Origin of the sequence: Streptomyces sp. NPDC048411 (assembly GCF_040704695.1) — a bacterium.
GTDB lineage: Bacteria > Actinomycetota > Actinomycetes > Streptomycetales > Streptomycetaceae > Streptomyces.
In genome coordinates this window covers 18,469-40,562 of record NZ_JBEZKL010000064.1, presented here as the reverse complement: position 1 = coordinate 40,562, position 22,094 = coordinate 18,469, and the positions used below count along the sequence as shown (strand labels likewise).

Here is a 22,094-nt window from a genome sequence, read left to right as displayed (position 1 = left end):
GTGCGACGCTGTTGGTGACCAACCGCGTCGCACTGCCCCCGGGCCCCCGTTTTCGATCGCCGGAAGGGCTCACGGCTTCCCCCGCGACGGGGAGTGGGCGCCCGACGCCCTGCGACTCCGCTCGCCGAACCACTCCCTGTCGCGGGGAAGCCGTCAGGGCCGCTTCTGCGGGCGGTACGACGGAGGGCGGTCACCCTGGTCGGGGTGACCGCCCTCCGTCGCGCCTACGGGGCCTACTTGCCCTTGGCGGCTTCCTTGAGCTTCGAGCCCGCGGAGACCTTCACGCTGTAGCCGGCCGGGATGTTGATCGGGTCGCCGGTCTGCGGGTTACGAGCGGTGCGAGCGGCACGGTGGGTGCGCTCGAAGGTCAGGAAGCCGGGGATGGTGACCTTCTCGTCGCCCTTGGCGACGATCTCACCGACGGTCTCGGCGAGGGCGGCCAGCACGGCGTCGGCGTCCTTGCGGGTCACCTCGGCGCGGTCGGCCAGGGCGGCCACCAGCTCACTGCGGTTCATGTTGTTACTCCCGTGTTCTTCTTGCCTGTGAGGCGTGAGATCGAAGCCGATGCTGCCAGGGCCCTCGGACAGTCCCCGAAGCCGGGTCTGTCATTAGACCTCGCGCCTTGTGGGGTCTCCCCCGGACGTAGTCCTTGGGGAAGCATCCTGCCCCCACCTGCGGCGGGAAAGCCAATCCGGCACCCTCCGGAGTCACACGAAAGCGCCACTGCCTCGTCGTGGTGACGTTCCGTCGACTCCCTTAAGCGGTCCGCAGCGGGTGCGGACCTCTGCGGGGCTCGCTGCCCGCCCACCCTAAAGGGGCGTTTGGGGTGCCGCGACACGCGACGCGCCGTCGGTCAGGTCGACGTGGGGGGCACCGCGGCCGTGGGCGGCGACGGCGGGGGCCGTGGTGGGTTCTGTGAGTGAGTGGTTCAGCCGAGGTCCCCCGGGCCCGTCACAGTGCCCCCGACGCCCTTCGCGGCGTTCCGGACGGCTCCGGCAACCGCTCCCGCGACCCTCTCGTTGAAGACCGACGGGATGATGTAGTTGGCGTTCAGCTCGTCCTCGGCGACGACGTCGGCGAGGGCGCGGGCCGCGGCCAGCATCATGTCCGTGTTGACCGTGCGGGACTGAGCGTCCAGCAGACCGCGGAAAACGCCCGGGAAGACCAGCACATTGTTGATCTGGTTCGGGAAATCGGAGCGGCCGGTGGCGACAACTGCTGCGGTCTGGCGGGCGATTGCCGGGTCCACCTCGGGGTCCGGGTTCGCGAGCGCGAACACGATCGCGTCGTCCGCCATCGCCGCGACGTCGTCGCCGTCCAGCACGTTCGGGGCGGAGACGCCGATGAAGACGTCGGCGCCCACGACCGCCTGCTTGAGGGTGCCGGTCATCGACTCGGGGTTGGTGTTCTCGGCGATCCAGCGCAGCGGGGAATCGGCATCGGCGGAGACCAGGTCCTCGCGGCCCGCATGTACTACACCGTGGATGTCGGCGACGACAGCGTGCTTGACGCCCGCGGCGATGAGCAGCTTCAGAATGGCCGTACCGGCCGCTCCGGCGCCGGACATGACGACCCGCACATCCCCAATTCCCTTACCCACCACGCGCAGTGCGTTGGTCAGCGAGGCCAGGACGACGATCGCGGTGCCGTGCTGGTCGTCGTGGAAGACGGGGATGTCGAGGGCCTCGCGCAGCCGTGCCTCGATCTCGAAGCAGCGGGGTGCGGAGATGTCCTCCAGGTTGATGCCCGCGAAGCCGGGGGCGATCGCCTTGACGATCTCGACGATCGCGTCGGTGTCCTGGGTGTCCAGGCAGATCGGCCAGGCGTCGATGCCGGCGAACCGCTTGAAGAGGGCCGCCTTGCCCTCCATGACCGGCAGGGCCGCCATCGGGCCGATGTTGCCGAGACCGAGCACCGCGGAGCCGTCCGTCACAACTGCGACGGAGTTGCGCTTGATGGTGAGGCGGCGGGCGTCCTCGGGGTTCTCGGCGATCGCCATGCAGACCCGCGCCACACCCGGGGTGTAGATCATCGAGAGGTCGTCACGGTTGCGGATGGGGTGCTTGGACGCCATCTCGATCTTGCCGCCGAGGTGCATCAGGAACGTACGGTCGGAGACCTTGCCCAGCACGACACCCTCGATGTCGCGCAGACCTTCGACGATCTCGTCCGCGTGCGAGGTGGAGGAGGCCGCGATGGTGACGTCGATCCGGAGCTTTTCGTGACCGGAAGCGGTCACGTCGAGGCCGGTGACCGAACCGCCGGAGGACTCCACGGCCGTGGTCAGCTGGGAGACTGCTGTGCCGCTCGCGGGCACCTCCAGCCTGACCGTCATCGAGTACGAGACGCTGGGCGCCGTTGCCATGGCCGAGTCCTTCGCTTTCCCTAGCTTCATTGCCACGCGGCCGGGGCGTTCACCTCGGACACGCTTCCCGATATTCGCACCTACTGATGGGTAGCCGGTAATGACTGCCGCGTTTCGGAAAGTAGTTTCCACCATACGAGATAGGAGGTGTTGAGCGGAACCCCCCCACCGGGGCGACGGACATGCCAGGGCCACAAACAAGAACGGACCCGCGCCACCGGAAGGTGACGCGGGTCCGTCTTTTCACTTGAGTGGCACCGACCCGCCATGCTCGCCTCGCGGCAAGTGGTCGCTCGTAGCGACGAAGGTTGGGCCCGGGGGCTTGGATCGAACCGGTGCCGACACCAGGCTAACAAAGACCCCGGAGAAGTGATTCCCCCATCTCGGGTTGACTTCTCCCCGCCGGTCTCCGCCCGCCTCCGCCGGCCTCCGGCTCAGTCCCTCAGCAGGTCCGGCACACCGTCCTCGTCGGGCAGGTCCCGCTCCCCCGACACCACGGTCAGCTGCTGCGTCGCCCGGGTCAGGGCCACGTACAGCACCCGCAGACCGGCCGGTGACTCGTCCGCGATCTCGGCGGGCGAGACGACCACCGTGGCGTCGTACTCCAGGCCCTTCGCCTCCAGACTGCCCAGCGCCACCACCCGGTCGCCGAGCTCCGCCAGCCACTTCCGGGCCTGCGCGCGCCGGTGCATCGCGACGACGACACCGACCGTGCCGTCCACCTCGCCGAGGAGCCGCCGCGCCTCCTCCCGTACCGTCCCGGCCGGATCGCCGTCGCGCAGGGCCACGAAGCGGGGCTGCACGCCGGTCGAGCGGACCGCGGCCGGGGACTCCATGCCGGGCATCGCGAGCGCCAGCACCTTCGACGCGAGCTCCGCGATCTCCGCCGGGTTGCGGTAGTTCACGGTGAGCGTGAAGTGACGGCGCGGGCGCTTGCCGAGCGCCTCGTCGCGCGCCTGGGCCGCCTCGTCCGGATCCGACCAGGAGGACTGCGCCGGGTCGCCGACGATCGTCCAGGTGGCCGTCCGGCCGCGGCGGCCGACCATGCGCCACTGCATGGGCGTCAGGTCCTGCGCCTCGTCGACGATGACGTGCGTGTACTCCGTGCGCTCCGCCGCGAGCCGCTCGGCCCGCTCGCGTTGGCTCTCCTCGCGCTGCGGCATCAGCTCCTCCAGACCGGAGAGCTGGTCCAGCGGATCGAACTCGCGCTTCTTCTTCGGCCGGTGCGGGGTGCCGAGCAGGGTGTGCAGCTCGTCGAGGATCGCCACGTCGTGCACGGACAGGGGGCCCTGGCCGGTGCTGTCCAGCCGCTTCAGCGAGCGGGCGAGGCGGCGCACCTCGCCCTGGTTGAGGACCCGGCGCGCCCACCGGCCGAGCCGCTTCTCGTCGGCCATCGCGGCGAGCACCCCGCGCGGGGTGAGCTCGGGCCACCAGGCGTCCAGGAACACCAGGAACGGCGTCTCGGTGGAGACGTCCTCGTCGAAGGAGGTACGCAGTTCCGCGGCGAGTTCCGGGTCGGTGTAGCGGCCCCGGCCGGAGGACTTGTTCCACAGGGCGTCCAGAAGCAGCCTGCGGGCACGCGGGCGCAGCAGGTTGACCGGCGCGGTGCCGCCGAGGACGGACTGCCGGATGCGGTGGAGCTCGTCGGCGTTCAGCTCCACGCGGGCGCCGAAGGCGACGACGCGCAGCCGGGTGGGGGTGGTGAGGGGCGCGGCAGCCCCGTCCCCGGACTCGTCGGGCTCGCCGAACGACAGCTGGCCGTCCTTCTCGTTCTGCGGCGCGCCCGGGGTCCGCGGCTGTTCCAGCGCCCCGCGGGCCGCCTTGCGCAGCACCTGGAGCATCCGGGAGGAGCCCTTGATCCGCGCGACGGCCGGTTCGTCGTACGTGGTGGCGCCCTCGACACCCGCCGCCTCGTCGGAGAGCGAGCCGACCGCGCGGATCGCGACCTGCCCCTCCTCGCCGAGCGAGGGCAGCACCCCTTCGGTGTACGCGACGAGGAGCGGGGTCGGAGAGACGACGAGAATGCCGCCCGCGTACCGCCGCCGGTCCTGGTAGAGCAGGTACGCGGCGCGGTGCAGGGCCACGGCGGTCTTGCCGGTGCCGGGACCGCCGGAGACCTCGGTGACGGCGGCGGCGGGCGCCCTGATCACCAGGTCCTGCTCGGCCTGGATGGAGGAGACGATGTCCCGCATGGTGTGGCTGCGGGCCTGGCCGAGCGCCGCCATCAGCGCACCGTCACCGATCACGGGCAGCTTGTGGCCGTCCTTGTACGCGGTCAGCTCCGGGCGCATCAGGTCGTCCTCGACCCCGAGGACCTTGCGGCCCTTGGACCGGATGACCCGGCGTCGCACCACCCGGCCCGGCTCCTTCGGCGTCGACCGGTAGAACGGCGCGGCGGCCGGTGCCCGCCAGTCGATGACCAGCGGTGCGTAGTCGGCGTCGAGGACCCCGATCCGGCCGATGTGGAGCGTCTCCGCGATGTCGGCGGTGCTGTCGTCGCGTACGGCGTCGTCGGCCGGTTCGACGGAGGTGTAGGCGCCGTCCGGACCGCGCTCACCGTCCTTGCCGAGCAGCAGATCGATCCTCCCGAAGAGGAAGTCCTCGAACTCGCTGTTCAGCCGGTTGAGGTGGATCCCGGCCCGGAACACCTGGGCGTCGCGCTCGGCGAGCGCACCCGGGGTTCCGACCTGACCGCGCTTGACGGCATCGTTCATGAGGAATTCCGCCTCGTGGATCTTCTCCTCAAGGCGGTGATAAACACGGTCGAGATGTTCCTGCTCGACACCGATTTCCCGGTCCCGCAACGAATCGACAGCGGCATCCTGCGCGGCCACCGAGGCCCCCTTCTGACGTGCATTGGGCAGCCGTCAACCTTATGCGAAGGGGGCCCGCCGCGCATCTGCGGCGGGCCCGGATCATGCGCGTCGCAGGTATCGATTGCGCGTCGGACCCCGATGGCGGGTGCTTCCACGGCCCGATTTCCCGCTGTCATCCCCTACGCGTCGATGTCCACCAGCCGCTTGCCGTCGAAGGTCCGCACCTCGAAATGGTCGATGTCGGCGCGGTCCATCGCCGCGCCGCCGTGGACGTAGAGCGGGTACTTCGCGGACGGGTGCGGGGAGTCCTTGATGCCGTAGCCCCACTTCGGGACGGACCAGGAGGTGACGACCTCCTCCTCGCCGCTTCTGGACACGGCGATCAGGCTGCACTTCTGCGGACCCCTGACGTTTCTGAGCTCCAGCACCGCATGCGTGCCCCACGCCTTCTTCTCCATGCCGACGGTGGCGGCGACCCGGGTGGTGGGGTCGGTCGCCTGCACCTTCTCCTGCATGTGGTGGAAGAAAGCGTCCTCGGCGGGGGTGGTGGGGTGCGGGTCGGCCGCCTGGGTCGTGCCGCTGTCGCCGCCGGTGGCCATGACCGCGACGACCGGACCACCGATGATCAGCGCCGCTGCCGCCGCCACCAGATACCTGCCGCGTCGCTTGCGCCGGGCCCGTTTGGCCGCGACCTCGTCGACCAGCCGGTCGAGCACCCGGGGTGCGGGCGGCTCCGGGACGTACGGGACGGAGCGGGCGCCCGGCACGGTGGCGGGGGCCTCGGCGAGCATCGCGAGCATGGGTTCCATCCCGGCGAACTCGTCGAGATGGGCGGCGCAGAGCGCGCAGCCCGCCAGATGTGCTTCGAAGGCGGACGCTTCGGCGTCGTCCAGGATGCCCAGGACGTATGCACCGGCGGCGTCGTGCTCCGGCCCTTCCACCGCCGCGCCGGAACCGGAACCGCCGGAACCGCCGCGTCCGCCGAAGCCGCCGAAGTCATCGGGACCGCCGAAGCTGCCCGGCCCGAGGGGGAACGCGGGGCGGCCACGCGGACCGGTGGGGCCGGTGGGGCTGGAGGGACCGGCCGGCCGGGGCCCGAAAGGCTCCCACTCGTGGTCGCTCATGCCGTGATCCCCCTCTCTTCGAGTGCGAGCTTCATCGAGCGCAGTGCGTAGAAGACCCGGGACCGCACCGTGCCGCTGGGTATGCCGAGCACTTCGGCGGCCTCATTGACCGTACGTCCCTTGAAGTAGGTCTCGACCAGTGCTTCCCGATGGGCAGGGGTCAAATCGTCGAGCGCATCCGCGAGAGTCATCAGCCACAACGCCTTGTCAATCTCGTCCTCCGCGGGAATGACCTCCAGCGGCGACGGATCGACCTCGTGCGGCCGGACCTGCCGGCTGCGATGGCCGTCGATGACGATGCGCCGGGCGACCGTCACCAGCCAGGGGCGGACAGAGCCGGTCGCCCGGTTGAGCTGACCGGCGTTCTTCCAGGCACGGATGAGTGTTTCCTGCACCACGTCCTCGGCCCGCTGACGGTCGCCGGCGACAAGGCGGAGCACGTACGCGAGCAACGGTGCGGCGTGTTCGCGGTAGAGCGCCCGCATCAGCTCCTCGTCCAAAACGGCGGAGGGTGACGCGGGCGGTTCACTGCGATGTCGAGCCCTGTGCGGACGGTCATCGGCCACGGCCGCATCCTTGCGCACCCGAACCTCCCGGTCGAGACCCTGTAGAGCTCCTTGGCCATCGAATACGGAGGCGGGCCGCGATCCATTCAAAGCCGTTCGAGATTTTTTACGTGGACACGATGTACCTGTGCACGACGGTTCACGCGGACACATCCGCCGGGGCCGCGAGCGCCGCCGTCCGCCGCCGGTGCCGGGCCACCCGCTCCCGGTTCCCGCACACCTCGCTGGAGCACCAGCGGCGGCGCCTCCCCCGTGACGTGTCGAGGTAGAGCCGTCGGCAGGTGCCGCCCTCACAGCGGCGGAGCCCGGCCCGGGCCTCCGGGTCCGTCAGGAGTTCCACGACGTCGCGGGCGACGGCGGCCAGCAGCGCCCCGCACTCGGGCTCGGCACTGAGCGCCCGTACCAGAACGCCGTTCCCGGCACGCACGGCCCGCAGCCCCGGCGGAGGCGCGGCGGCGAGTTCATTGACCCGCTCCAGCACGCCCTCGGCGCCACGACCGCCGAGCTCGGCGGTCAGCAGCCGGTCGACGCCCGTCCGCAGCAGGCGGAAGTTCAGCAGCCAGGTGTCGTCGACGGCGTCGAGACATGTGCCCTTCGGTACGAGTCCGGCGGCCACCAGCCAGTCGGCGAGCCGGTCGGTCCCGTCGAGCAGTTCGCAGGCGCCGGAGGTTCCGATCCCCGTCGCCACCAGGTCCAGGCAGAGCCGCCCGGAGTCGAACCGCCAGTCGCACGAGCCTCTACCCGCCGCCATGCGCATGTCACCGCCTCGGAGTCGCCGGTGGGAGCCACCACCAGAGTGCCCCTCGGCGGCCCGGGCCGTAACCCCTCCAACCGCCGCCGAACTCGGCGCGTACGGTGGGGCCATGAGCGACGATCTCCGCGCGGTCGCCTTCTCGGCCGGAGCCCTGCTGCTGCGGCCCTGGCGCCAGGACGACATACCGGCGCTGGTCGAGGCGTACCGCGATCCGACGATGCGCAACTGGCTGTTGCATCCCGTGACGGACGAGGCGGACGCGGAACGCTGGCTGCGGGTGCAGGCCGAGGGCCGGGAGACCGGCACCCGGTTCAGCTTCGCCGTCGTCGACACCGAGCGCGGCGACGAACTGGTCGGCAATGTGGCGCTCAAGTACCCGCACCCCGGATCCGGTTCGGCCGAGGTCGGCTACTGGACGGCGGTGTGGGCGCGCGGGCGCGGGATCGCCCCGCAGGCGGTCGAAGCGCTCACCGACTGGGCGTTCACCGCCTTCGCCGAGGACGGCCTTCGACGGCTCGAACTGATCCACCAGGAGGACAACAAAGCGTCGTGCCGGGTCGCGGTCAAGTGCGGATACGCCTTCGCGGAGATCCTCCCGGCCCGCGCGCCGTGGCCGCTCGACGGGCATCTGCACGTCCGGCACGCGGCGTAGACCGGCCGGGGCGCGCAGCGCCGACGGACTCAGCCTGCCGGCGGGCCGTCGTGCAGGATCCGCTGGAACAGCCGGTGGTCCCGCCACTCGCCGTTGATGTGCAGATAGCGCGGAGCCGTACCGAACTCCTCGAAGCCGCACTTGGTGAGCACCCGCTGGGATGCCACATTGTCGAGCACGGTCCCGGCCTCCACCCGGTGCAGCCGCAGCTCGTCCCTGGCCACGGTGCAGATCCGCTGCACGGCGGCGGTGGCCAGACCGCGTCCGGCGTACGTGACATCGACCCAGTAGCCGAGCACGGCGCTGCAGAACGGCCCGAGCACGATGTTGGAGAGCGTGAAGCCGCCGACCGCACGGTCCTCGGCGTCGGCGATCACCCAGGGCATCACCCGCCCCGCCTCGCGGTCCGCCAGTATCCAGGCCAGGCGCTCCCGCTGGCCCTGCTCGGTGTAGAAGGTGTCGGGCCGTAGGGGTTCCCAGGGCTGCATGTACGTACGGCTGCGGGTCAGCGCATCGGCGAGCGAGGCGGCGTCGCCCGGGGTGGCGGGGCGGAGTCGTACTTCCGCGTCGAGGCGGTGAGTGTCATGGATCATCCCCGCACGGTAGTCCGGCGCGCCTCCGGCCCGCACGACCGCGCTCACCCCCCACTCCCCCTCACGACGCCGGTTTCCGCCGGTCGTTCCGCTCCCGCATCCGTGGCGGCACGCCGCGCCGACCGCCCCCGGTCCGTCCTGGACGCCCGCGTATGAAGCTGCGCGTTTGAACGATGGAGCGGTGCCACCCATGCGACTTCACTGGAAGACATGACAACCAACCGGCCCACCCGCAGCCTCCACCACCTCGTCCTCGGCGGCGCGGCCGTCACCACCGGCCTGGTCGCCGGCGCGTTCCAGGTCTTCTCGTGCGCGGTCATGCCCGCGCTCGGCCGCAGCGACGACCGGACGTTCATCGAGGTCATGCAGAACATCAATGACGTCATCCAGAACCCCGTCTTCTTCGCCGGCTTCTTCGGGGCGCTGATCCTCACCGGCGTCGCCGCCTGGCAACAGCGCCACTCCCCCGGCCCCCGCCGGTGGATCCTCGCCGCGCTCGCGGTGTACGCCGCTGCCTTCCTGCTCACTTCGGGGGTCTCCGTCCCGCTCAACAACGCCCTTGCGGACGCGGGGAATCCGGCACGGATCGCCGATCCCGCCGCCGTGCGGGAGCGGTTCGAGGACGCGTGGGTCGCCTGGAACGCCGTGCGGGCCGTCCTGTGCACCGGCGCGCTCGCCCTGCTCCTGCGCGCCTCCTTCCTGACGGCCCGTCTGCGCCCTCAGGAATCCGCGCGCTTGGCGTCAGCCGCGAAGCCCAACGCCAGCCGGTAGCCGCGCTTGACGACCGTCTGGATCAGCCGCGGCACACCGAGTGCCGTACGCAGCCGGGCCATCGCTGTCTCCACGGCGTGCTCGTCCGTACCACTGCCGGGCAGGGCGCGCAGCAGGTCCGCGCGGGCCACGACCCAGCCAGGCCTGCGGGCCAGGGCGTGCAGCAGGGCCATACCGGCGGGCGGCACCGGGCGCAGCTCGTCGTCGACGAGGACGGCGTGACCGCGGATCTCGACCCGGTGGCCGGCGATCGGCAACGTGCGCGCCCCACTGGGCAGTTCACGGCAGAGCAGCCGGTTGAGCGGGGCGAGGTCCTCGGGTTCCATCCAGCGGTGGACGCGGTGCCGCGAGGTGACCGGTGGGCAACCTTGTTCTCACCGGACCGGCGGCGGCCCGGTGAGGAGGGGGACGGTCACTGCGGGGCCGGTGCGTGCCTCCGTCTCCTGGACGCACCGGTCGGCCACAGCCGGGGGCTGCGCTTCGCCGCGACGTCCTCGACCCAGCCGACCGCGAGGATCATCAGCGCCAGCAGCGGCCAGACCAGGACCAGCATCAGTTCCGCGTACGAGTCGCTTATGTACGTACCGAGGTGATCACCGACCCAGGGGACGTTCCACAACTGGTCGATGAGCGGCGAGGTCGCCATGATCAGCAGGTTGTGCCAGAGGTAGATCGTCACCGCGCGGTTGTTGGCGAGGGTGATCAGGCCGTCCAGGCGGGCCAGCCTGCCGGGGAGCTGTTGCCAGGACGGTGCGTACTGGAGCAGTATCGCGCAGAAGCCGAGCGACCAGGTCGCCTGGGCCAGCGGGATCTCGTCGAGATTCCAGCCCTCCTCCGTCAGATGCGCCGAGGCCCACCACAGTCCGAACGCCATCGTGAGCGCGGCGAGCGAGACCGCCAGATAGCGCGGGATCTTCTTCAGCAGCCCGTCGTGGTGGGCGAAGCCGAGAATCCAGCAGGAGCCGAACACCGCGAAGTCGACGAGCCCCTCGCCGGTCTCCCCGGGGACGGTGACCAGTCCGGTGCCGAACACGGCGGTGAGGCCGAGCGGGGCGAACAGCGTCGGCCAGGGCATCCTGCGGAAGGCCTTCAGTAGCAGCGGCGAGGCGAGCACGAACCAGAGGTAGGCCCGGATGTACCAGAGCGGGCCGACGGCCTGGTCCGCCCAGGACACCTCCAGGAAGCCGCCCTCTGAGCCGCTCTCCCAGGGATACGGCGGGGCGCCGACCGGAAGGAGGTAGCAGCCCAGCTTGATGAACCACCAGATGCCCTCCTCCTTCACGGGCTTCCAGCCGAGGGCGAACATGACCGGGACGACGACTGCGGCGAACACCCACATCGGGGGCAGCAGACGGCGGAGCCGGGCGCGGACGACAGTCGGGGCGGGGCGGTCAAGCGAGCGTGCCATCAGCGACCCCGCGAGGGCGAACATGACACCCATGGAGGGGAACACGACCGTCAGCCAGGCCCAGCTGAAGGTGTGGAAGACGACGACACGGACGAGGGCGACGGCGCGCAGCAGGTCGAGATAGCGGTCGCGGCCCGGCCTCTTCGGGGCGGGCGGGGCGGTGGTCTCCGACGACGGTGCGGCGGACTGTCCCGGCACCGGTGCCGGGGCCGGGTGCGGCGGAGGGACTGCGGGGGTGTAGCTGCTCGTCATGCGACGGGCCTCCGATCGTTGACACGCCTGCGCTGGCTCACCATCGCGCCGGGTGCTTCCACCACTCCGGTACGGCGCAGCTTCTGCCAGCGCAGCCGGCCGCCGGTGAGTGCGGTGATCCAGGACTGGAGCAGTACCACGTACATGAGCTGCCGGTAGAGGATCTGCTGGAGGGGCAGCGAGATCAGATGCGTCATGCGTTCCCGGTCGAGCCGGAAGGCGTACGCGGCGCAGACGGCCTGCACCGTGAGGACGCCGAGCCAGGCGACGACGGTCTTCTGGGTGGGGCCGAAGGCCAGCCCGTACAGCAGGAAGACATCGATGAGGGGCGCGAGCAGCGGGGCGACGACCATGAACAGGGCGACGAACGGCAGGCCGACGCGCCCGAAGCGGCCGGACGGTCCGCGTTCGATGACGGCGCGGCGGTGCTTCCAGATCGCCTGCATGGTGCCGTACGACCACCGGTACCGCTGCGACCACAGCTGCTGCACGGTCTCCGGCGCCTCGGTCCAGGCGCGGGCGTCCTCCGCGTAGACGACCTGCCAGCCGTCGCGGTGCAGCGCCATCGTGACGTCGGTGTCCTCGGCGAGGGTGTCCTCGCTCATGCCGCCGATCCGGTCCAGCGCATCACGGCGGAAGGCGCCGACCGCGCCGGGGATGGTCGGCATGCAGCGCAGCATGTCGTACATCCGGCGGTCTAGGTTGAATCCCATCACGTACTCGATGTGCTGCCAGGCGCCGATCAACGAGTCGCGGTTGCCGACCTTGGCGTTCCCGGCGACGGCGCCCACCTCCGGGTCGGCGAACGGCTGGACGAGTTCGCGGACGGTGGCGGGTTCGAAGACCGTGTCGCCGTCCATCATCACGACGATGTCGTGACGGGCGTGTGCGATGCCGTTGTTGAGGGCGGCGGACTTCCCGGCGTTGCGCTGGCGGATGACGCGGACGTTCGGCAGCCGCAGCGCCTCGACGATGTCCGCCGTGCCGTCCGTGGAGCCGTCGTCGATGACGATGATCTCGATGGGGTGGTCGCTCGCCACCAGGGAGCGCACGGTGTTGGCGATGCATTCGCGTTCGTTGTACGCGGGTACCAGCACCGAGACGGGGCGGGTGTACGCGGGTCCCCGGCCGAAGCCCCGCCCTCGGACCTTTCGGGCGTGCAGGAAGGACAGCAGCAGCATCAGGCCGAAGCGGGCGAGGACGAGCACCCCGATGACGACGAGCCCGACCACCAGCGCGTCGGTGATGTTCTCCGAAAGTCCGACGGCGTACACGAACGCCTTGCCCCTCCACAGCGCGAGCCCGGTCACGGGGGTGTGCGCGCTGGGGGCACCGAGAGCGGTGGTGAGGTTGGTGAACGTGTAGCCCTGCTGCTGCATCCGCGGGAGGAACTCGCCGAGCGCCGCCACGGTCTGGGACCGGTCGCCGCCGGAGTCGTGCATCAGAATGACGGCGCCCTTACCGCCCTTGGGCGTGGCCCGTTCGATGATCGCGGGGATGCCGGGGCGCTTCCAGTCCTCGCTGTCGGTGTTGTTGACGACGGTGAGGTAGCCACGGGTGCCGACGTACTGGGTGACCGGCCAGGACTTGTTGTCCATCGCGTCGGCGAACGACGAGTACGGGGGCCGGAACAGGGACGTACGGATACCTGCCGCGCCCGCCAGTGCCAGCTGGTTCTGGGACAGCTCCCAGTCGATACGGGAGTGGGACTGGTAGGAGAGATCGGGGTGGTTGAAGGAGTGCAGCCCGACCTCGTGCCCCTCCTCGACCATGCGGTGGACGAGTCCGGGGTAGCGCGATGCCATGGTTCCGGTGACGAAGAAGACGCCGTGCGCGCCGTACTTCTTCAGCTCGTCGAGGACTCGCGGGGTCCACACCGGGTCGGGGCCGTCGTCGAAGGTCAGCACGATCCGGTGATCGGGGACGGTCAGCGACTTGGCGGGCCCGGTGGTGCTCCGGGCATCGATGACCGGACCGCCGCCGAGGATGGTGTCGGGCACACGGTCCGTGGCCGCCGGGGCCTGAATGCGGTGGTCGGCGAGGATTTCGCTGTGCACGTAACCGCGCAGCATCAGCATGGCGAGCAGGGCAACGAGGAATACGGACGGCAGCAGATAGCGCATGGGAAGCCCGCGCCGCCTGTTCCGCTTCTGTCTGTTGTGCCTGCCCCGCGAGGCGGGGGTGGTCATCTAGTGGGTGCCTTCTTACTCTTCCACGGGAGGATCCGGGGACTCGGTGGGCTCGGTGGGCGACGGCGTGGGACCGGGATCGACGGGCGGCGTCGTGGTGGCTGCGGGCGACTCGGGGGCCGACGTCGCCGGGCCGGGCTTCGTGCCACCGCCGGTGTCACCCGTATGGGTGGCGCCGACGGTGGGCTTCGACGGGGCCTTGCTGGATGCGGACGCGGACGGGGTGCTGGACCCGGCACTGCCCGAAGGCTTCGCGCGGACGTCGGTCGCCGGATCCGCCGCCGTGGCGGCCGGTGCCGCGCCCACCGGCACGACCGTGGCCGCGCTGCCCGACGGAGTGGGCGGCACCCGGACCTCTTCCGCCTTCTTGTGCTGTTTCTCGCCGGAGAGCGGCAGCCACGGCGCAGTGGAATTACCGCTGAGCAGGGCGACGACCAGCGTCACCGCGTAACAGGCGCAGACCGCGGCAAGGACCCAGCCCAGACGCCTGAACGTCTTGCTGCGCCGACCGCTCTCGTCGACGAAGACCGGACCGTCGGAGCCTTCGGGGGCTCCCGGTTCGACCGAGAGCTCGGAGAGTTGACGCCCGAGACCGTCGCGCTGGACGGTGACGTCGTTCCATTCGTGCGTGTGCCCGGTCCGGGCACCTTCACGCCAATTTTCCACGGGTGTAGGCACAACTCCCACTCGGATAAACGGGCGCGCACGTTTGAGCCGGTCTCGTACCGGCGAACCGGGCCCCCACCCAGTCCGCGCGCCCCTCAGCACCTTGCACCCGGAGGATGAATGTGGTGTACGAAGCTGACGAAAATAGCCCTGAACGGGTGATGCTCACGGTACGAGATGCACCGTTTTCACCCGGCCCGCGACCGGTCGACAGGTCCAAAACTGCACGTCCGATCCATGTTTATCCCTTCGGGAGTTGAGGCATCGTTGGGCAACCAATCGACCAATCGGCCCCTCCTCCCGGACAAATGTTCCTATCGTGCGGGCACTTCACGAGAATCGAGAACGGCATGTCGGCCATCCTCATCACGGTCGGCCTCGCGGCCACCTTGTCCGGCTGCGCCGCGGCAGCCCTGCGATGGCTGCCTCCGTGGCTGTCCGGATACGTGGCACGCCCCCGGGCCTGGGGGATCGGCATGGCCGGCATCGGCCTCTTCGCCCTGACCTGGGTCCCCTCGCTGCGTGAGCGCATCGAGGACGCGGGGTCCGTGGCGGTCGCCGTCCCGTTCGTGGTGCTCGTCGCCGGACTCGCCGGCCTGGCGTTCTCCGGCGGCGGCCGCCGCCGGAGCCGCCCGACCCGCTGAGCCGTCTCCGGGCCGCCCCTTCACCTCTGCGACATCAGTGCCAGATCGCCCTCGGGAAGCCAGCTCCCGGCGGGTACCTCCAGCCCCCGTTCCGCCGCCGTCACCCTCGCCGCGACCCGCCGCAGCGCGTCCACCCCCGGGTGTTTCAGCCCCTTGCGCCACACCAGCGACACCGGTGACAGCGGTACGGGGTCGACCAGCGGCCGTACGACCATGCCCGGCACCTCGATGAACTCGGTGCTCGCCAGCACCGACCAGCCCTGCTTCCGCACCACCCGGACGAACTCCTCCTCCCCCACGATCTCCGGGAACGGGGCCACCAGTTCGATCCCCCGCCCCGCGAAGAGCCGCTCCGCGAGGTCGGTCCACTCTGCCGTGGCCGGGTTGCCCGCCGCCGCGTACAGCCGCTCCCCCGCCAGCGCCCCCATCGGGACCTGGGCGAGCGAGGCCAGCGGATGGTCGTCGCGCAGCAGGACGGTCAGCCGTTCGAAGCAGACCGGCTGATGCGCCAGCCCCGCCCGCACCGCCGGATCCAGCCCCGCGACCCGGCCGAAGGAGACGTCGAGCCGCCCGGCCAGGATCTCCGCGGCCGCCCCCGTCAGCCCGCTCAGATAGCGCGCCACGAACTCCACTCCCGGCGCCTCGTCGCGGGCCAGCCCGAGCAGTCGGTGACCCGTCCCGATCGGGACGCTGACGTCGACCAGCAGCGGGCGCGTCTGCACCGCCCAGGCGGCGCGGAGGTCCTGGTGGGCGGCGATCACCCGGCGGGCGTGCGGCAGCAGTCGTTCGCCGTCGGGTGTGAGGGAGACCTGGCGGGTGCTCCGTACGAACAGCTCCGCACCGAGCTCGCGCTCCAGTCGGCGGATGTCGCGGCTGAGTGCCTGCTGGGCCAGGTAGAGCCGGGCAGCGGCACGGGTGAAGTGCAGCTCCTCGGCGACGGCGACGAAGGCGCGCAGCAGCCGCGGATCGATATCGGAGGAGGTCACCGGCCCGAATTTACAACACAGATGCGTGAATGAGTGCGGAGCAGGTGTTGGACCGCACGGGCCGGCCACCGCGAGGGTTGAGCCCATGCCGTACGACACTCCCACCACGCCCCTGCATGCCGTCTCCGGAGACATGCTGGTGATCGCCCTGCGGACCGGCGCCCCCGTCCGCCGCGCCTCCACCAACCCGTACCGCCGACTGCTCGCCACCCCCGGCGCCCGCGCGTTCACGGCGGGCAACCTGATCGCCAGGCTGCCGATGGGCATGTTCAGCGTCAGCGCGATCGTCATGATCGCCGGGTCGCGCGGTTCGTACGCCCTGGCCGGGGCGGTCACCGCGACCGGACTCGCCGCGACCGCCGTGGTCGCGCCCTGGACGGCCCGGCTCGTCGACCGGTACGGCCAGGCCCGGATCGCCGTGCCCGCCACCGCGATCGCCGTACTCGGCTCGCTCGCGCTGCTGCTCTGTGTGCACTACGACGCCCCGGACTGGACGCTCTTCGCCGCCTACGCCGCGACCGCCACCACCCCCAACACCGGCGGCATGTCCCGTGCCCGGTGGGCCCATCTGCACCGCGGCGACCCGGCCGCCCTGCACACCGCGAACTCCTTCGAACAAGCCGCGGACGAGCTGTGCTTCATGCTCGGCCCCGCCCTCGCCGCGTTCCTGTGCGCGGCGCTCTTCCCGGAGGCCGGGACGCTCATCGGTGCGGTGCTGCTGATGACGGGCATGCTCATCTTCGCCGCTCAGCGCGCCACCGAACCCCCGGTGGCGCCTGCCACACGGGCGGGCTCCCCGCTGCGCACCCGGGGCATGCCCGCACTGCTCACCGCCTTCCTGGCCACCGGCGCGGTCTTCGGCGCCATGGAGGTCGTCACGATCGCGCACGCCGGAGGCGCGATCCTGGCGCTCCAGGCGGGCGGCTCGTGCGTGGCGGGACTGCTGTACGGGTCGCTGCGCCCGGCCGTGGGCATCCGGCGGCGGCTCCTGTGGTGCCTGGCGGGGATGACGGCGCTGATGTCCCTGCCGCTGCTCGCCGCCTCCTCGACCGATTCACTGCTTGCGCTGGCCGGAAGTCTGCTGCTGGCCGGCGCGGCGACGGCGCCGACGATGGTCACCGGGATGACGTTGGTGCAGCGGCTGACCCCCGAGGGTCAGTTGAACGAGGGCATGACGCTCTCCGTCACCGCGCTGCTGGGCGGAATAGCGGCCGGTTCGGCGACCGGCGGCTGGGTGGTGGAGCACGCCGGGACGGTGACGGCGTACGTGGTGCCGGGGTGCGCGGCGGGGCTGGCGCTCGCGGTGGCGGCGGCCGGGGTCCGCGTGCGCGGCAACGGCGCGTGACCCCGCACCGGCGCGAGGGTGCCGTGCCCGTACACAGAACGAGGACCCCGCTGCCGGTGGGCAACGGGGTCCTCGTTCACATGGGAATTGTGGAGATGGCGGGAATCGAACCCGCGTCCAACGGTGCAGAATCAGGGCTTCTCCGTGTGCAGTTCGCTGCGCTTTTCTCGGCCCCGGAAATCACGCGAACAAGTCTCCGACGGGCTCAGTCACTGTTTGATTTCCTTCCAGGCCCCGTGACCGGGCCTAGAAGTTTAGATCCCTTGATGATGCCAGGATCCGGGTCGGGATCACCCCCGGGCTGACACTTCGCAAGTCGCTACTTAGGCAGCGAGGGCGAAGGAATCGCGCTTGGTGTTGGCGATTATTGGTTGCGACATATGGTTTACGAGATCATTGCCGCTTCCTCGACACGCTTCCCCTGCTTCGACATCCGCTGTCGAAACCGATCATCCCCATGTTGTTTTTTCAAATGCACGCACCCGCTGTGGAGTGCAGTGCCATCGTACGTGACCAACGGGCGACGGTGCCAGCCTATTCCCGGCGGGCCTCACTCAGGCGCTCCGCTGCCGCCGCCGGGCCGCCGAGATCGCGCGGTTCGTCTCGCGCAGGTCCTGCTTCTCGCGCAGCGTCTGCCGCTTGTCGTACTCCTTCTTGCCCTTGGCGAGCGCGATCTCGACCTTGACCCGGCCCTCCTTGAAGTACAGCGCGAGCGGCACGATCGTGTGCCCCGTCTCCTGCGACTTCGACTCCAGCTTGTCGATCTCGGCCCGGTGCATCAGCAGCTTGCGCTTGCGCTTGGCGGAGTGGTTGGTCCAGGTCCCCTGCACGTACTCGGGGACGTGCACGTTGTGCAGCCACGCCTCGTTCCCGTCGATCTGGACGAAGCCGTCCACCAGCGAGGCCCGGCCCAGCCGGAGCGACTTGACCTCGGTGCCCATCAGCACGAGACCGCACTCGTAGGTGTCGAGGATGTGGTAGTCGTGCCGCGCCTTCTTGTTCTGCGCGATGAGCTTGCGCCCTGTGTCCTTTTCCTTAGCCATAGTGTGGCCATTTTCGCACTACGACCCACCCCCGAGGCCACTCAATACTGTCTCGGCCCGCCGGAGGGCCCGGGAGCTGACCACAAGATCCGGGGTGATGCCGCGGCCGTCGACGCTGCGGCCCGCCGGCGTGCGGTAGTGGCCGACGGTCAGCTCGGCCACCGAGCCGCCCGGGAGCTTGCTGGGCATCTGCACGGATCCCTTGCCGAAGGTGCGCGAGCCGACCGTGACGGCACGTCCCCGGTCCTGGAGGGCTCCGGTCAGCAGCTCGGCCGCGCTCATGGTGCCGCCGTCGACGAGGACGACGACCGGGCGGTCCGTGTCACCGCCCGGCGTGGCGTAGAGGGCGCGCTGCACGCCGTGCACGTCGTACGTGGCGACCAGTCCGCCGTCGAGGAATCCGGAGGCGGCGATCACCGCCTCGGTGACCAGCCCCCCGGAGTTGCCCCGGAGATCGAGCAGCACCCCGGCGCCCGCCGGTGCGTCCCGGACGGCGTCACGAATCCTGGCGCCCGAGCCCTTGGTGAACGAGTCGACCTTGATCAGTACAGCCGCGGAGGAAGCGGAACGGTCCGGTCCGAGCTGCTTCGCCCCGAGCCTGCGGACCGTGACGGCCTCGGTGGTGAGCCGGGCCCGGGTCAGCGTCAGTGTCCTGGCCGGGCCCGTGACGCCGCGCTGGACCACCAACACGACGGTGGTGCCCACGGCAGCGCTCGTACGGTCCCCGCGCAGCAGGGCGACCACCTCGGAGACGGGGCGCCGGTCGATCCGGCGCCCGTCGACGGTACGGAGCAGGTCGCCGGGCTCGATGCCGGCCAGGTCGGCGGGGCCGCCGGGATGGACCCGGGCCACCGCGACCAGTCCGTCGGCGGATCGCTTCGCGGCCAGGCCGACGCCCGTGTAGGAGCCGTCGAGGGCCTGCTCGAACTCCTCGTACTCCCGCTCGTCGTACACCGCGCCCCAGCGGTCCCCGCTGCGGCTGACGACCGCCTCGGCCGCCTCCGTACTCGACTTGCCGTCGGCCACCGCTTCGGCCGCCGCGGCGGCGATCTCGTCGCGGTCGACGGTGGAGGCGACGGAACGGGCCCTCATCGCCGCGGCCCTCTCCTCACTCTGCGGCAGCGACCCGGTGGCCGCCGCTGTGGCGAGGACGCTCGCGAAGACCAATGTCAGGGCCGCCCCGCGGCCGAAGCCGCGGGGCGGGAGACGATGCGTAGGGCCCGACATGGCGACGAGTCTAGGACAACGCCCCGAGGGCGCACGGCCGGTTGGCCGCACGCCCCACGGGGCTCATGTCACACCTTGAGGTACTTGCGGAGCGCGAAGAGCGCGGCAACGGCGGGCATCAGCAGACCGATCGCGAGGACCAGCGGCAGCTTGGTGAAGACCGCGTCCCAGCCGATGAAGTCGATCAGGTTGAGCTTCGACTCGAGCGCCAGTCCGCCGTCGATCAGGAAGTATCGCCCGGCCAGCAGCATGACGCAGGCGAGCACGCCACCGATGAGACCGGCGAACGCGGCCTCCATGATGAACGGCATCTGGATGTAGAAGCCGGAGGCGCCGACGAGCCGCATGATGCCCGTCTCGCGGCGCCGGCTGAACGCCGAGACGCGGACGGTGTTCACGATCAGCATCAGCGCAATGACCAGCATCAGCGCCATCACGAAGAGCGCGGCCACATTCATGCCGTTCATCAGACCGAAGAGGTTGTCCAGGATCCCTCTCTGGTCCTGGACCGACTGCACCCCGTCACGTCCGGCGAAGGCAGTGGCGACGACCTTGTACTTCTTCGGGTCGTGGAGCTTGACCCGGAACGACTCCTGCATCTGGTCCGGCGTGATGTTGCCGGCCATCGGCGAATCGCCGAACTGCTCCTGGTAGTGCTTGTACGCCTGGTCGGCCGACTCGTACGTGACCGTGTCGACGACCTTCATCTTGTGGAGGTCGCTCTCGATCTCCTTCTTCTGCTCCGCGGTGACGGCGCCCTTGGCACACTTCGGCACCGACTCCGCGTCGCTCTTGCTGCAGAGGAAGATCGAGACATTGACCTTGTCGTACCAGTAGTCCTTCATCGTGCTGACCTGTTCGCGCATCAGCAGCGCGCCGCCGAACAGGGCGAGCGAGAGGGCGACGGAGACGACGACGGCGAAGGTCATCGTGAGGTTGCGACGGAGGCCGACGCCGATCTCCGACAGGACGAACTGGGCGCGCATGGCGTCCTTTCAGTGCTCGATGCTCAGTGCTGGTAGCCGTAGACGCCGCGGGCCTGGTCGCGTACGAGACGGCCCTTCTCCAGCTCGATGACGCGCTTGCGCATCTGGTCGACGATGTTCTGATCGTGGGTCGCCATGATGACGGTGGTCCCGGTCCGGTTGATCCGGTCCAGGAGCTTCATGATGCCCACGGAGGTCTGCGGGTCGAGGTTGCCGGTCGGCTCGTCCGCGATCAGCATCACGGGGCGGTTCACGAACGCCCGCGCGATCGCCACGCGCTGCTGCTCACCACCGGAGAGCTCACCGGGCATCCGGTCCTCCTTGCCGCCGAGCCCGACGAGGTCGAGGACCTGCGGAACCGCCTTGCGGATCTCGCCGCGCGGCTTGCCGATGACCTCCTGAGCGAACGCCACGTTCTCCGCAACGGTCTTGTTGGGGAGCAGACGGAAGTCCTGGAAGACGGTGCCCAGCTGGCGGCGCATGTGCGGCACCTTCCAGTTGGACATGCGCGCGAGGTCCTTGCCGAGGACGTGGACCGTGCCCTGACTGGCGCGCTCCTCACGGAGGATGAGTCGCATGAAAGTGGACTTGCCGGAGCCGGAGGAGCCCACCAGGAAGACGAACTCGCCCTTCTCGATATCGAGAGACACATCCCGTAGAGCGGGACGGCTCTGCTTCGGGTAGGTCTTGGAGACGTTGTCGAATCGGATCACGAATGCACCACGGTCGGCCGGGAGTAGGTGTGCGTGACCATACGCGAACCGGGCTCAGCCGTGCAGGCGCGCGTCCCGTGATGGGCGATTTATGGCGGAACGGAACCGGGTGGGGGCGCAACCGGAACCGGAACGGACCGGGTGTTCCCGGGCGGGCCGCGCCGAATTCCGCGCGACCTGGCACAGTGGAGGGGGAACGGATGCGTTTCCAGGAGCGTTGTGCGGAGAGAAAGCGTATGCGGCTCCGCCGCGCGGGAGGAGGAAAGCGCATGACCTATGACCGACTGGTGTGCGCGAACTGCGCGGCGCCCGTCAACGAGGGCCGATGCCCCGTATGCCGGGCCAGCCGCGCACGGCTGCAGCAGCAGGATCAGGGACCCTTCGCGGGGCTGAGCCCGGCGATGCTGGTCGCCCTGCTGGTGGTGCTGGTGGGCGCGCTGGCGCTGCTGGCGCACCAGACCGTGTAGCTGCCCGCAGCCGCCCGTACGGCGGGAGTGAGAGTACGTGGGAAGGGCCCGGGACGCATGTCCCGGGCCCTTCTGTGTACGTAGGTGCACCTGGCGGCCGGAGGCCTTAGGCGACCGTACGACCGTTCACCAGACGCGGCAGGATCCGGAAGCCGATGCCACCGGCGATCATCGTCGCGGCGCCGACCAGCAGGAACGTGGTCTCGGCCGCACCGGTCTCGGCGAGCTCGTCCTTGCCCTTGCCCTGCTCGACCGGCTGGTTACCGACCGAGTCGGTGTCGGTGTTGTCCGCGCATACGGTGCCGTCGAGGTCGACGGTGCAGGTGCCGGTGTCGCCACCGGTGGCCGAGCCGGTGCTGCCGCCCTTGCCGGCGGTGCCGCCACCGTTGCCGTTGCCGCCACCCTGGTCACCGGCACCACCCTGGTCGCCCGCACCACCCTGGTCGCCCGCACCACCCTGGTCGCCCGCACCACCCTGGTCGCCCGCACCACCCTGGTCGCCCGCACCACCCTGGTCGCCCGCACCT

The 22,094-nt window shown here is 70.3% G+C and carries 21 protein-coding genes, 1 other RNA gene and 1 pseudogene; 5 read left to right on the top strand and 18 right to left on the bottom strand.

Translation table 11 applies throughout. From position 1 onward, the window contains the following. Window positions 1-233: 233 nt before the first annotated feature. The 6 genes from AB0915_RS22450 to AB0915_RS22425 form a co-directional block, all read right to left on the bottom strand. Complete coding sequence (locus AB0915_RS22450) at window positions 234-515, bottom strand: HU family DNA-binding protein (RefSeq protein ID WP_003968811.1); 282 nt, start codon at window positions 513-515, stop codon at window positions 234-236. Between the two features lie 413 nt (window positions 516-928). Then, window positions 929-2,365, bottom strand: a complete 1,437-nt coding sequence (locus tag AB0915_RS22445) for an NAD-dependent malic enzyme (protein ID WP_366692768.1) — start codon at window positions 2,363-2,365, stop codon at window positions 929-931. A 434-nt stretch (window positions 2,366-2,799) separates the two neighbouring features. Continuing rightward, on the bottom strand, window positions 2,800-5,199 hold the full coding sequence (locus tag AB0915_RS22440; protein ID WP_366692767.1) for a UvrD-helicase domain-containing protein: 2,400 nt from the start codon (window positions 5,197-5,199) through the stop codon (window positions 2,800-2,802). 161 nt (window positions 5,200-5,360) lie between these two features. Beyond that, on the bottom strand, window positions 5,361-6,305 hold the full coding sequence (locus tag AB0915_RS22435) for a zf-HC2 domain-containing protein (protein ID WP_366692766.1): 945 nt from the start codon (window positions 6,303-6,305) through the stop codon (window positions 5,361-5,363). Further along, a complete protein-coding gene (locus AB0915_RS22430; protein ID WP_366692765.1) occupies window positions 6,302-6,889 on the bottom strand; it encodes a sigma-70 family RNA polymerase sigma factor in 588 nt (195 codons plus the stop codon). The genes AB0915_RS22435 and AB0915_RS22430 overlap by 4 nt, the downstream gene beginning before the upstream one ends. A 121-nt stretch (window positions 6,890-7,010) precedes the next feature. After that, a complete protein-coding gene (locus AB0915_RS22425; protein WP_366692764.1) occupies window positions 7,011-7,622 on the bottom strand; it encodes a CGNR zinc finger domain-containing protein in 612 nt (203 codons plus the stop codon). Between the two features lie 112 nt (window positions 7,623-7,734). Between AB0915_RS22425 and AB0915_RS22420 the strand changes: the two genes are divergently transcribed. Then, entirely contained in the window at window positions 7,735-8,277 is a 543-nt protein-coding gene (locus AB0915_RS22420; RefSeq protein WP_366692763.1) for a GNAT family N-acetyltransferase, read from the top strand. Between the two features lie 29 nt (window positions 8,278-8,306). On the opposite strand, the gene AB0915_RS22415 is transcribed toward AB0915_RS22420, so the two are convergent. Then, on the bottom strand, window positions 8,307-8,870 hold the full coding sequence (locus tag AB0915_RS22415; RefSeq protein WP_366692762.1) for a GNAT family protein: 564 nt from the start codon (window positions 8,868-8,870) through the stop codon (window positions 8,307-8,309). A gap of 210 nt (window positions 8,871-9,080) precedes the next feature. Here AB0915_RS22415 and AB0915_RS22410 point away from each other — a divergent pair, with 210 nt between their 5' ends. Continuing rightward, window positions 9,081-9,641 carry an anthrone oxygenase family protein gene (locus tag AB0915_RS22410; RefSeq protein ID WP_366692761.1) on the top strand — a complete coding sequence of 187 codons (561 nt, stop codon included), beginning with the start codon at window positions 9,081-9,083 and terminating at the stop codon, window positions 9,639-9,641. Here the strand turns inward: AB0915_RS22410 and AB0915_RS22405 are convergent. The 4 genes and pseudogenes from AB0915_RS22405 to AB0915_RS22390 form a co-directional block, all read right to left on the bottom strand. Next, window positions 9,590-9,967 (bottom strand): annotated as a pseudogene (locus tag AB0915_RS22405) (winged helix-turn-helix domain-containing protein); the annotation flags it as partial. The gene AB0915_RS22410 and the pseudogene AB0915_RS22405 sit on opposite strands and share 52 nt — an antisense overlap. Before the next feature lie 86 nt (window positions 9,968-10,053). Continuing rightward, window positions 10,054-11,301 carry an acyltransferase gene (locus tag AB0915_RS22400; protein WP_366692760.1) on the bottom strand — a complete coding sequence of 416 codons (1,248 nt, stop codon included), beginning with the start codon at window positions 11,299-11,301 and terminating at the stop codon, window positions 10,054-10,056. Continuing rightward, window positions 11,298-13,490 carry a bifunctional polysaccharide deacetylase/glycosyltransferase family 2 protein gene (locus tag AB0915_RS22395; protein WP_366692759.1) on the bottom strand — a complete coding sequence of 731 codons (2,193 nt, stop codon included), beginning with the start codon at window positions 13,488-13,490 and terminating at the stop codon, window positions 11,298-11,300. Before AB0915_RS22395 ends, AB0915_RS22400 begins: the two co-directional genes overlap by 4 nt. Window positions 13,491-13,505: 15 nt before the next feature. After that, a complete protein-coding gene (locus AB0915_RS22390) occupies window positions 13,506-14,156 on the bottom strand; it encodes a hypothetical protein (protein WP_366692758.1) in 651 nt (216 codons plus the stop codon). A gap of 350 nt (window positions 14,157-14,506) precedes the next feature. Between AB0915_RS22390 and AB0915_RS22385 the strand changes: the two genes are divergently transcribed. Continuing rightward, window positions 14,507-14,800, top strand: a complete 294-nt coding sequence (locus AB0915_RS22385) for a hypothetical protein (RefSeq protein WP_366692757.1) — start codon at window positions 14,507-14,509, stop codon at window positions 14,798-14,800. A 20-nt stretch (window positions 14,801-14,820) separates the two neighbouring features. Here AB0915_RS22385 and AB0915_RS22380 read toward each other — a convergent pair whose 3' ends face one another. After that, window positions 14,821-15,786: a LysR family transcriptional regulator gene (locus AB0915_RS22380; RefSeq protein WP_366692756.1), complete on the bottom strand. Its 966-nt coding sequence runs from the start codon at window positions 15,784-15,786 to the stop codon at window positions 14,821-14,823. 85 nt (window positions 15,787-15,871) lie between these two features. On the opposite strand from AB0915_RS22380, the gene AB0915_RS22375 reads away from it, so the two are divergent. Next, on the top strand, window positions 15,872-17,131 hold the full coding sequence (locus AB0915_RS22375; RefSeq protein ID WP_366692755.1) for an MFS transporter: 1,260 nt from the start codon (window positions 15,872-15,874) through the stop codon (window positions 17,129-17,131). A gap of 87 nt (window positions 17,132-17,218) precedes the next feature. Here the strand turns inward: AB0915_RS22375 and ssrA are convergent. The 5 genes from ssrA to ftsE all read right to left on the bottom strand — a co-directional run bounded on the left by ssrA (window position 17,219) and on the right by ftsE (window position 21,100). After that, window positions 17,219-17,588, bottom strand: a transfer-messenger RNA (tmRNA) gene (ssrA, locus tag AB0915_RS22370). A 97-nt stretch (window positions 17,589-17,685) separates the two neighbouring features. Then, window positions 17,686-18,174 (bottom strand): SsrA-binding protein SmpB, encoded by a 489-nt coding sequence (gene smpB / locus AB0915_RS22365; RefSeq protein WP_366692754.1) that lies wholly within the window; start codon window positions 18,172-18,174, stop codon window positions 17,686-17,688. 18 nt (window positions 18,175-18,192) lie between these two features. Further along, a complete protein-coding gene (locus AB0915_RS22360; RefSeq protein ID WP_366692753.1) occupies window positions 18,193-19,401 on the bottom strand; it encodes a S41 family peptidase in 1,209 nt (402 codons plus the stop codon). A 68-nt stretch (window positions 19,402-19,469) separates the two neighbouring features. Beyond that, window positions 19,470-20,387 (bottom strand): permease-like cell division protein FtsX, encoded by a 918-nt coding sequence (ftsX, locus tag AB0915_RS22355; protein WP_366692752.1) that lies wholly within the window; start codon window positions 20,385-20,387, stop codon window positions 19,470-19,472. Window positions 20,388-20,410: 23 nt separating this feature from the next. Beyond that, entirely contained in the window at window positions 20,411-21,100 is a 690-nt protein-coding gene (gene ftsE, locus AB0915_RS22350; protein WP_366692751.1) for a cell division ATP-binding protein FtsE, read from the bottom strand. Window positions 21,101-21,369: 269 nt separating this feature from the next. Between ftsE and AB0915_RS22345 the strand changes: the two genes are divergently transcribed. Continuing rightward, a complete protein-coding gene (locus AB0915_RS22345) occupies window positions 21,370-21,567 on the top strand; it encodes a hypothetical protein (protein ID WP_366692750.1) in 198 nt (65 codons plus the stop codon). A gap of 106 nt (window positions 21,568-21,673) precedes the next feature. On the opposite strand, the gene AB0915_RS22340 is transcribed toward AB0915_RS22345, so the two are convergent. Continuing rightward, window positions 21,674-22,094: LPXTG cell wall anchor domain-containing protein (locus AB0915_RS22340; protein WP_366692749.1), on the bottom strand; the 421-nt coding region annotated here is incomplete at its 5' end.

Coding starts and splice junctions, on each gene's coding strand:
- AB0915_RS22435 (WP_366692766.1), bottom strand. CDS start 6,305: ATGAGCGACCACGAGTGGGAGCCTTTCGGGCCCCGGCCGGCCGGTCCC.
- AB0915_RS22420 (WP_366692763.1), top strand. CDS start 7,735: ATGAGCGACGATCTCCGCGCGGTCGCCTTCTCGGCCGGAGCCCTGCTG.
- ftsX (WP_366692752.1), bottom strand. CDS start 20,387: ATGCGCGCCCAGTTCGTCCTGTCGGAGATCGGCGTCGGCCTCCGTCGC.
- AB0915_RS22425 (WP_366692764.1), bottom strand. CDS start 7,622: ATGGCGGCGGGTAGAGGCTCGTGCGACTGGCGGTTCGACTCCGGGCGG.
- AB0915_RS22395 (WP_366692759.1), bottom strand. CDS start 13,490: ATGACCACCCCCGCCTCGCGGGGCAGGCACAACAGACAGAAGCGGAAC.
- AB0915_RS22445 (WP_366692768.1), bottom strand. CDS start 2,365: ATGGCAACGGCGCCCAGCGTCTCGTACTCGATGACGGTCAGGCTGGAG.
- AB0915_RS22385 (WP_366692757.1), top strand. CDS start 14,507: ATGTCGGCCATCCTCATCACGGTCGGCCTCGCGGCCACCTTGTCCGGC.
- AB0915_RS22415 (WP_366692762.1), bottom strand. CDS start 8,870: ATGATCCATGACACTCACCGCCTCGACGCGGAAGTACGACTCCGCCCC.
- AB0915_RS22410 (WP_366692761.1), top strand. CDS start 9,081: ATGACAACCAACCGGCCCACCCGCAGCCTCCACCACCTCGTCCTCGGC.
- AB0915_RS22400 (WP_366692760.1), bottom strand. CDS start 11,301: ATGACGAGCAGCTACACCCCCGCAGTCCCTCCGCCGCACCCGGCCCCG.
- AB0915_RS22360 (WP_366692753.1), bottom strand. CDS start 19,401: ATGTCGGGCCCTACGCATCGTCTCCCGCCCCGCGGCTTCGGCCGCGGG.
- smpB (WP_366692754.1), bottom strand. CDS start 18,174: ATGGCTAAGGAAAAGGACACAGGGCGCAAGCTCATCGCGCAGAACAAG.
- AB0915_RS22345 (WP_366692750.1), top strand. CDS start 21,370: ATGACCTATGACCGACTGGTGTGCGCGAACTGCGCGGCGCCCGTCAAC.
- AB0915_RS22375 (WP_366692755.1), top strand. CDS start 15,872: ATGCCGTACGACACTCCCACCACGCCCCTGCATGCCGTCTCCGGAGAC.
- AB0915_RS22450 (WP_003968811.1), bottom strand. CDS start 515: ATGAACCGCAGTGAGCTGGTGGCCGCCCTGGCCGACCGCGCCGAGGTG.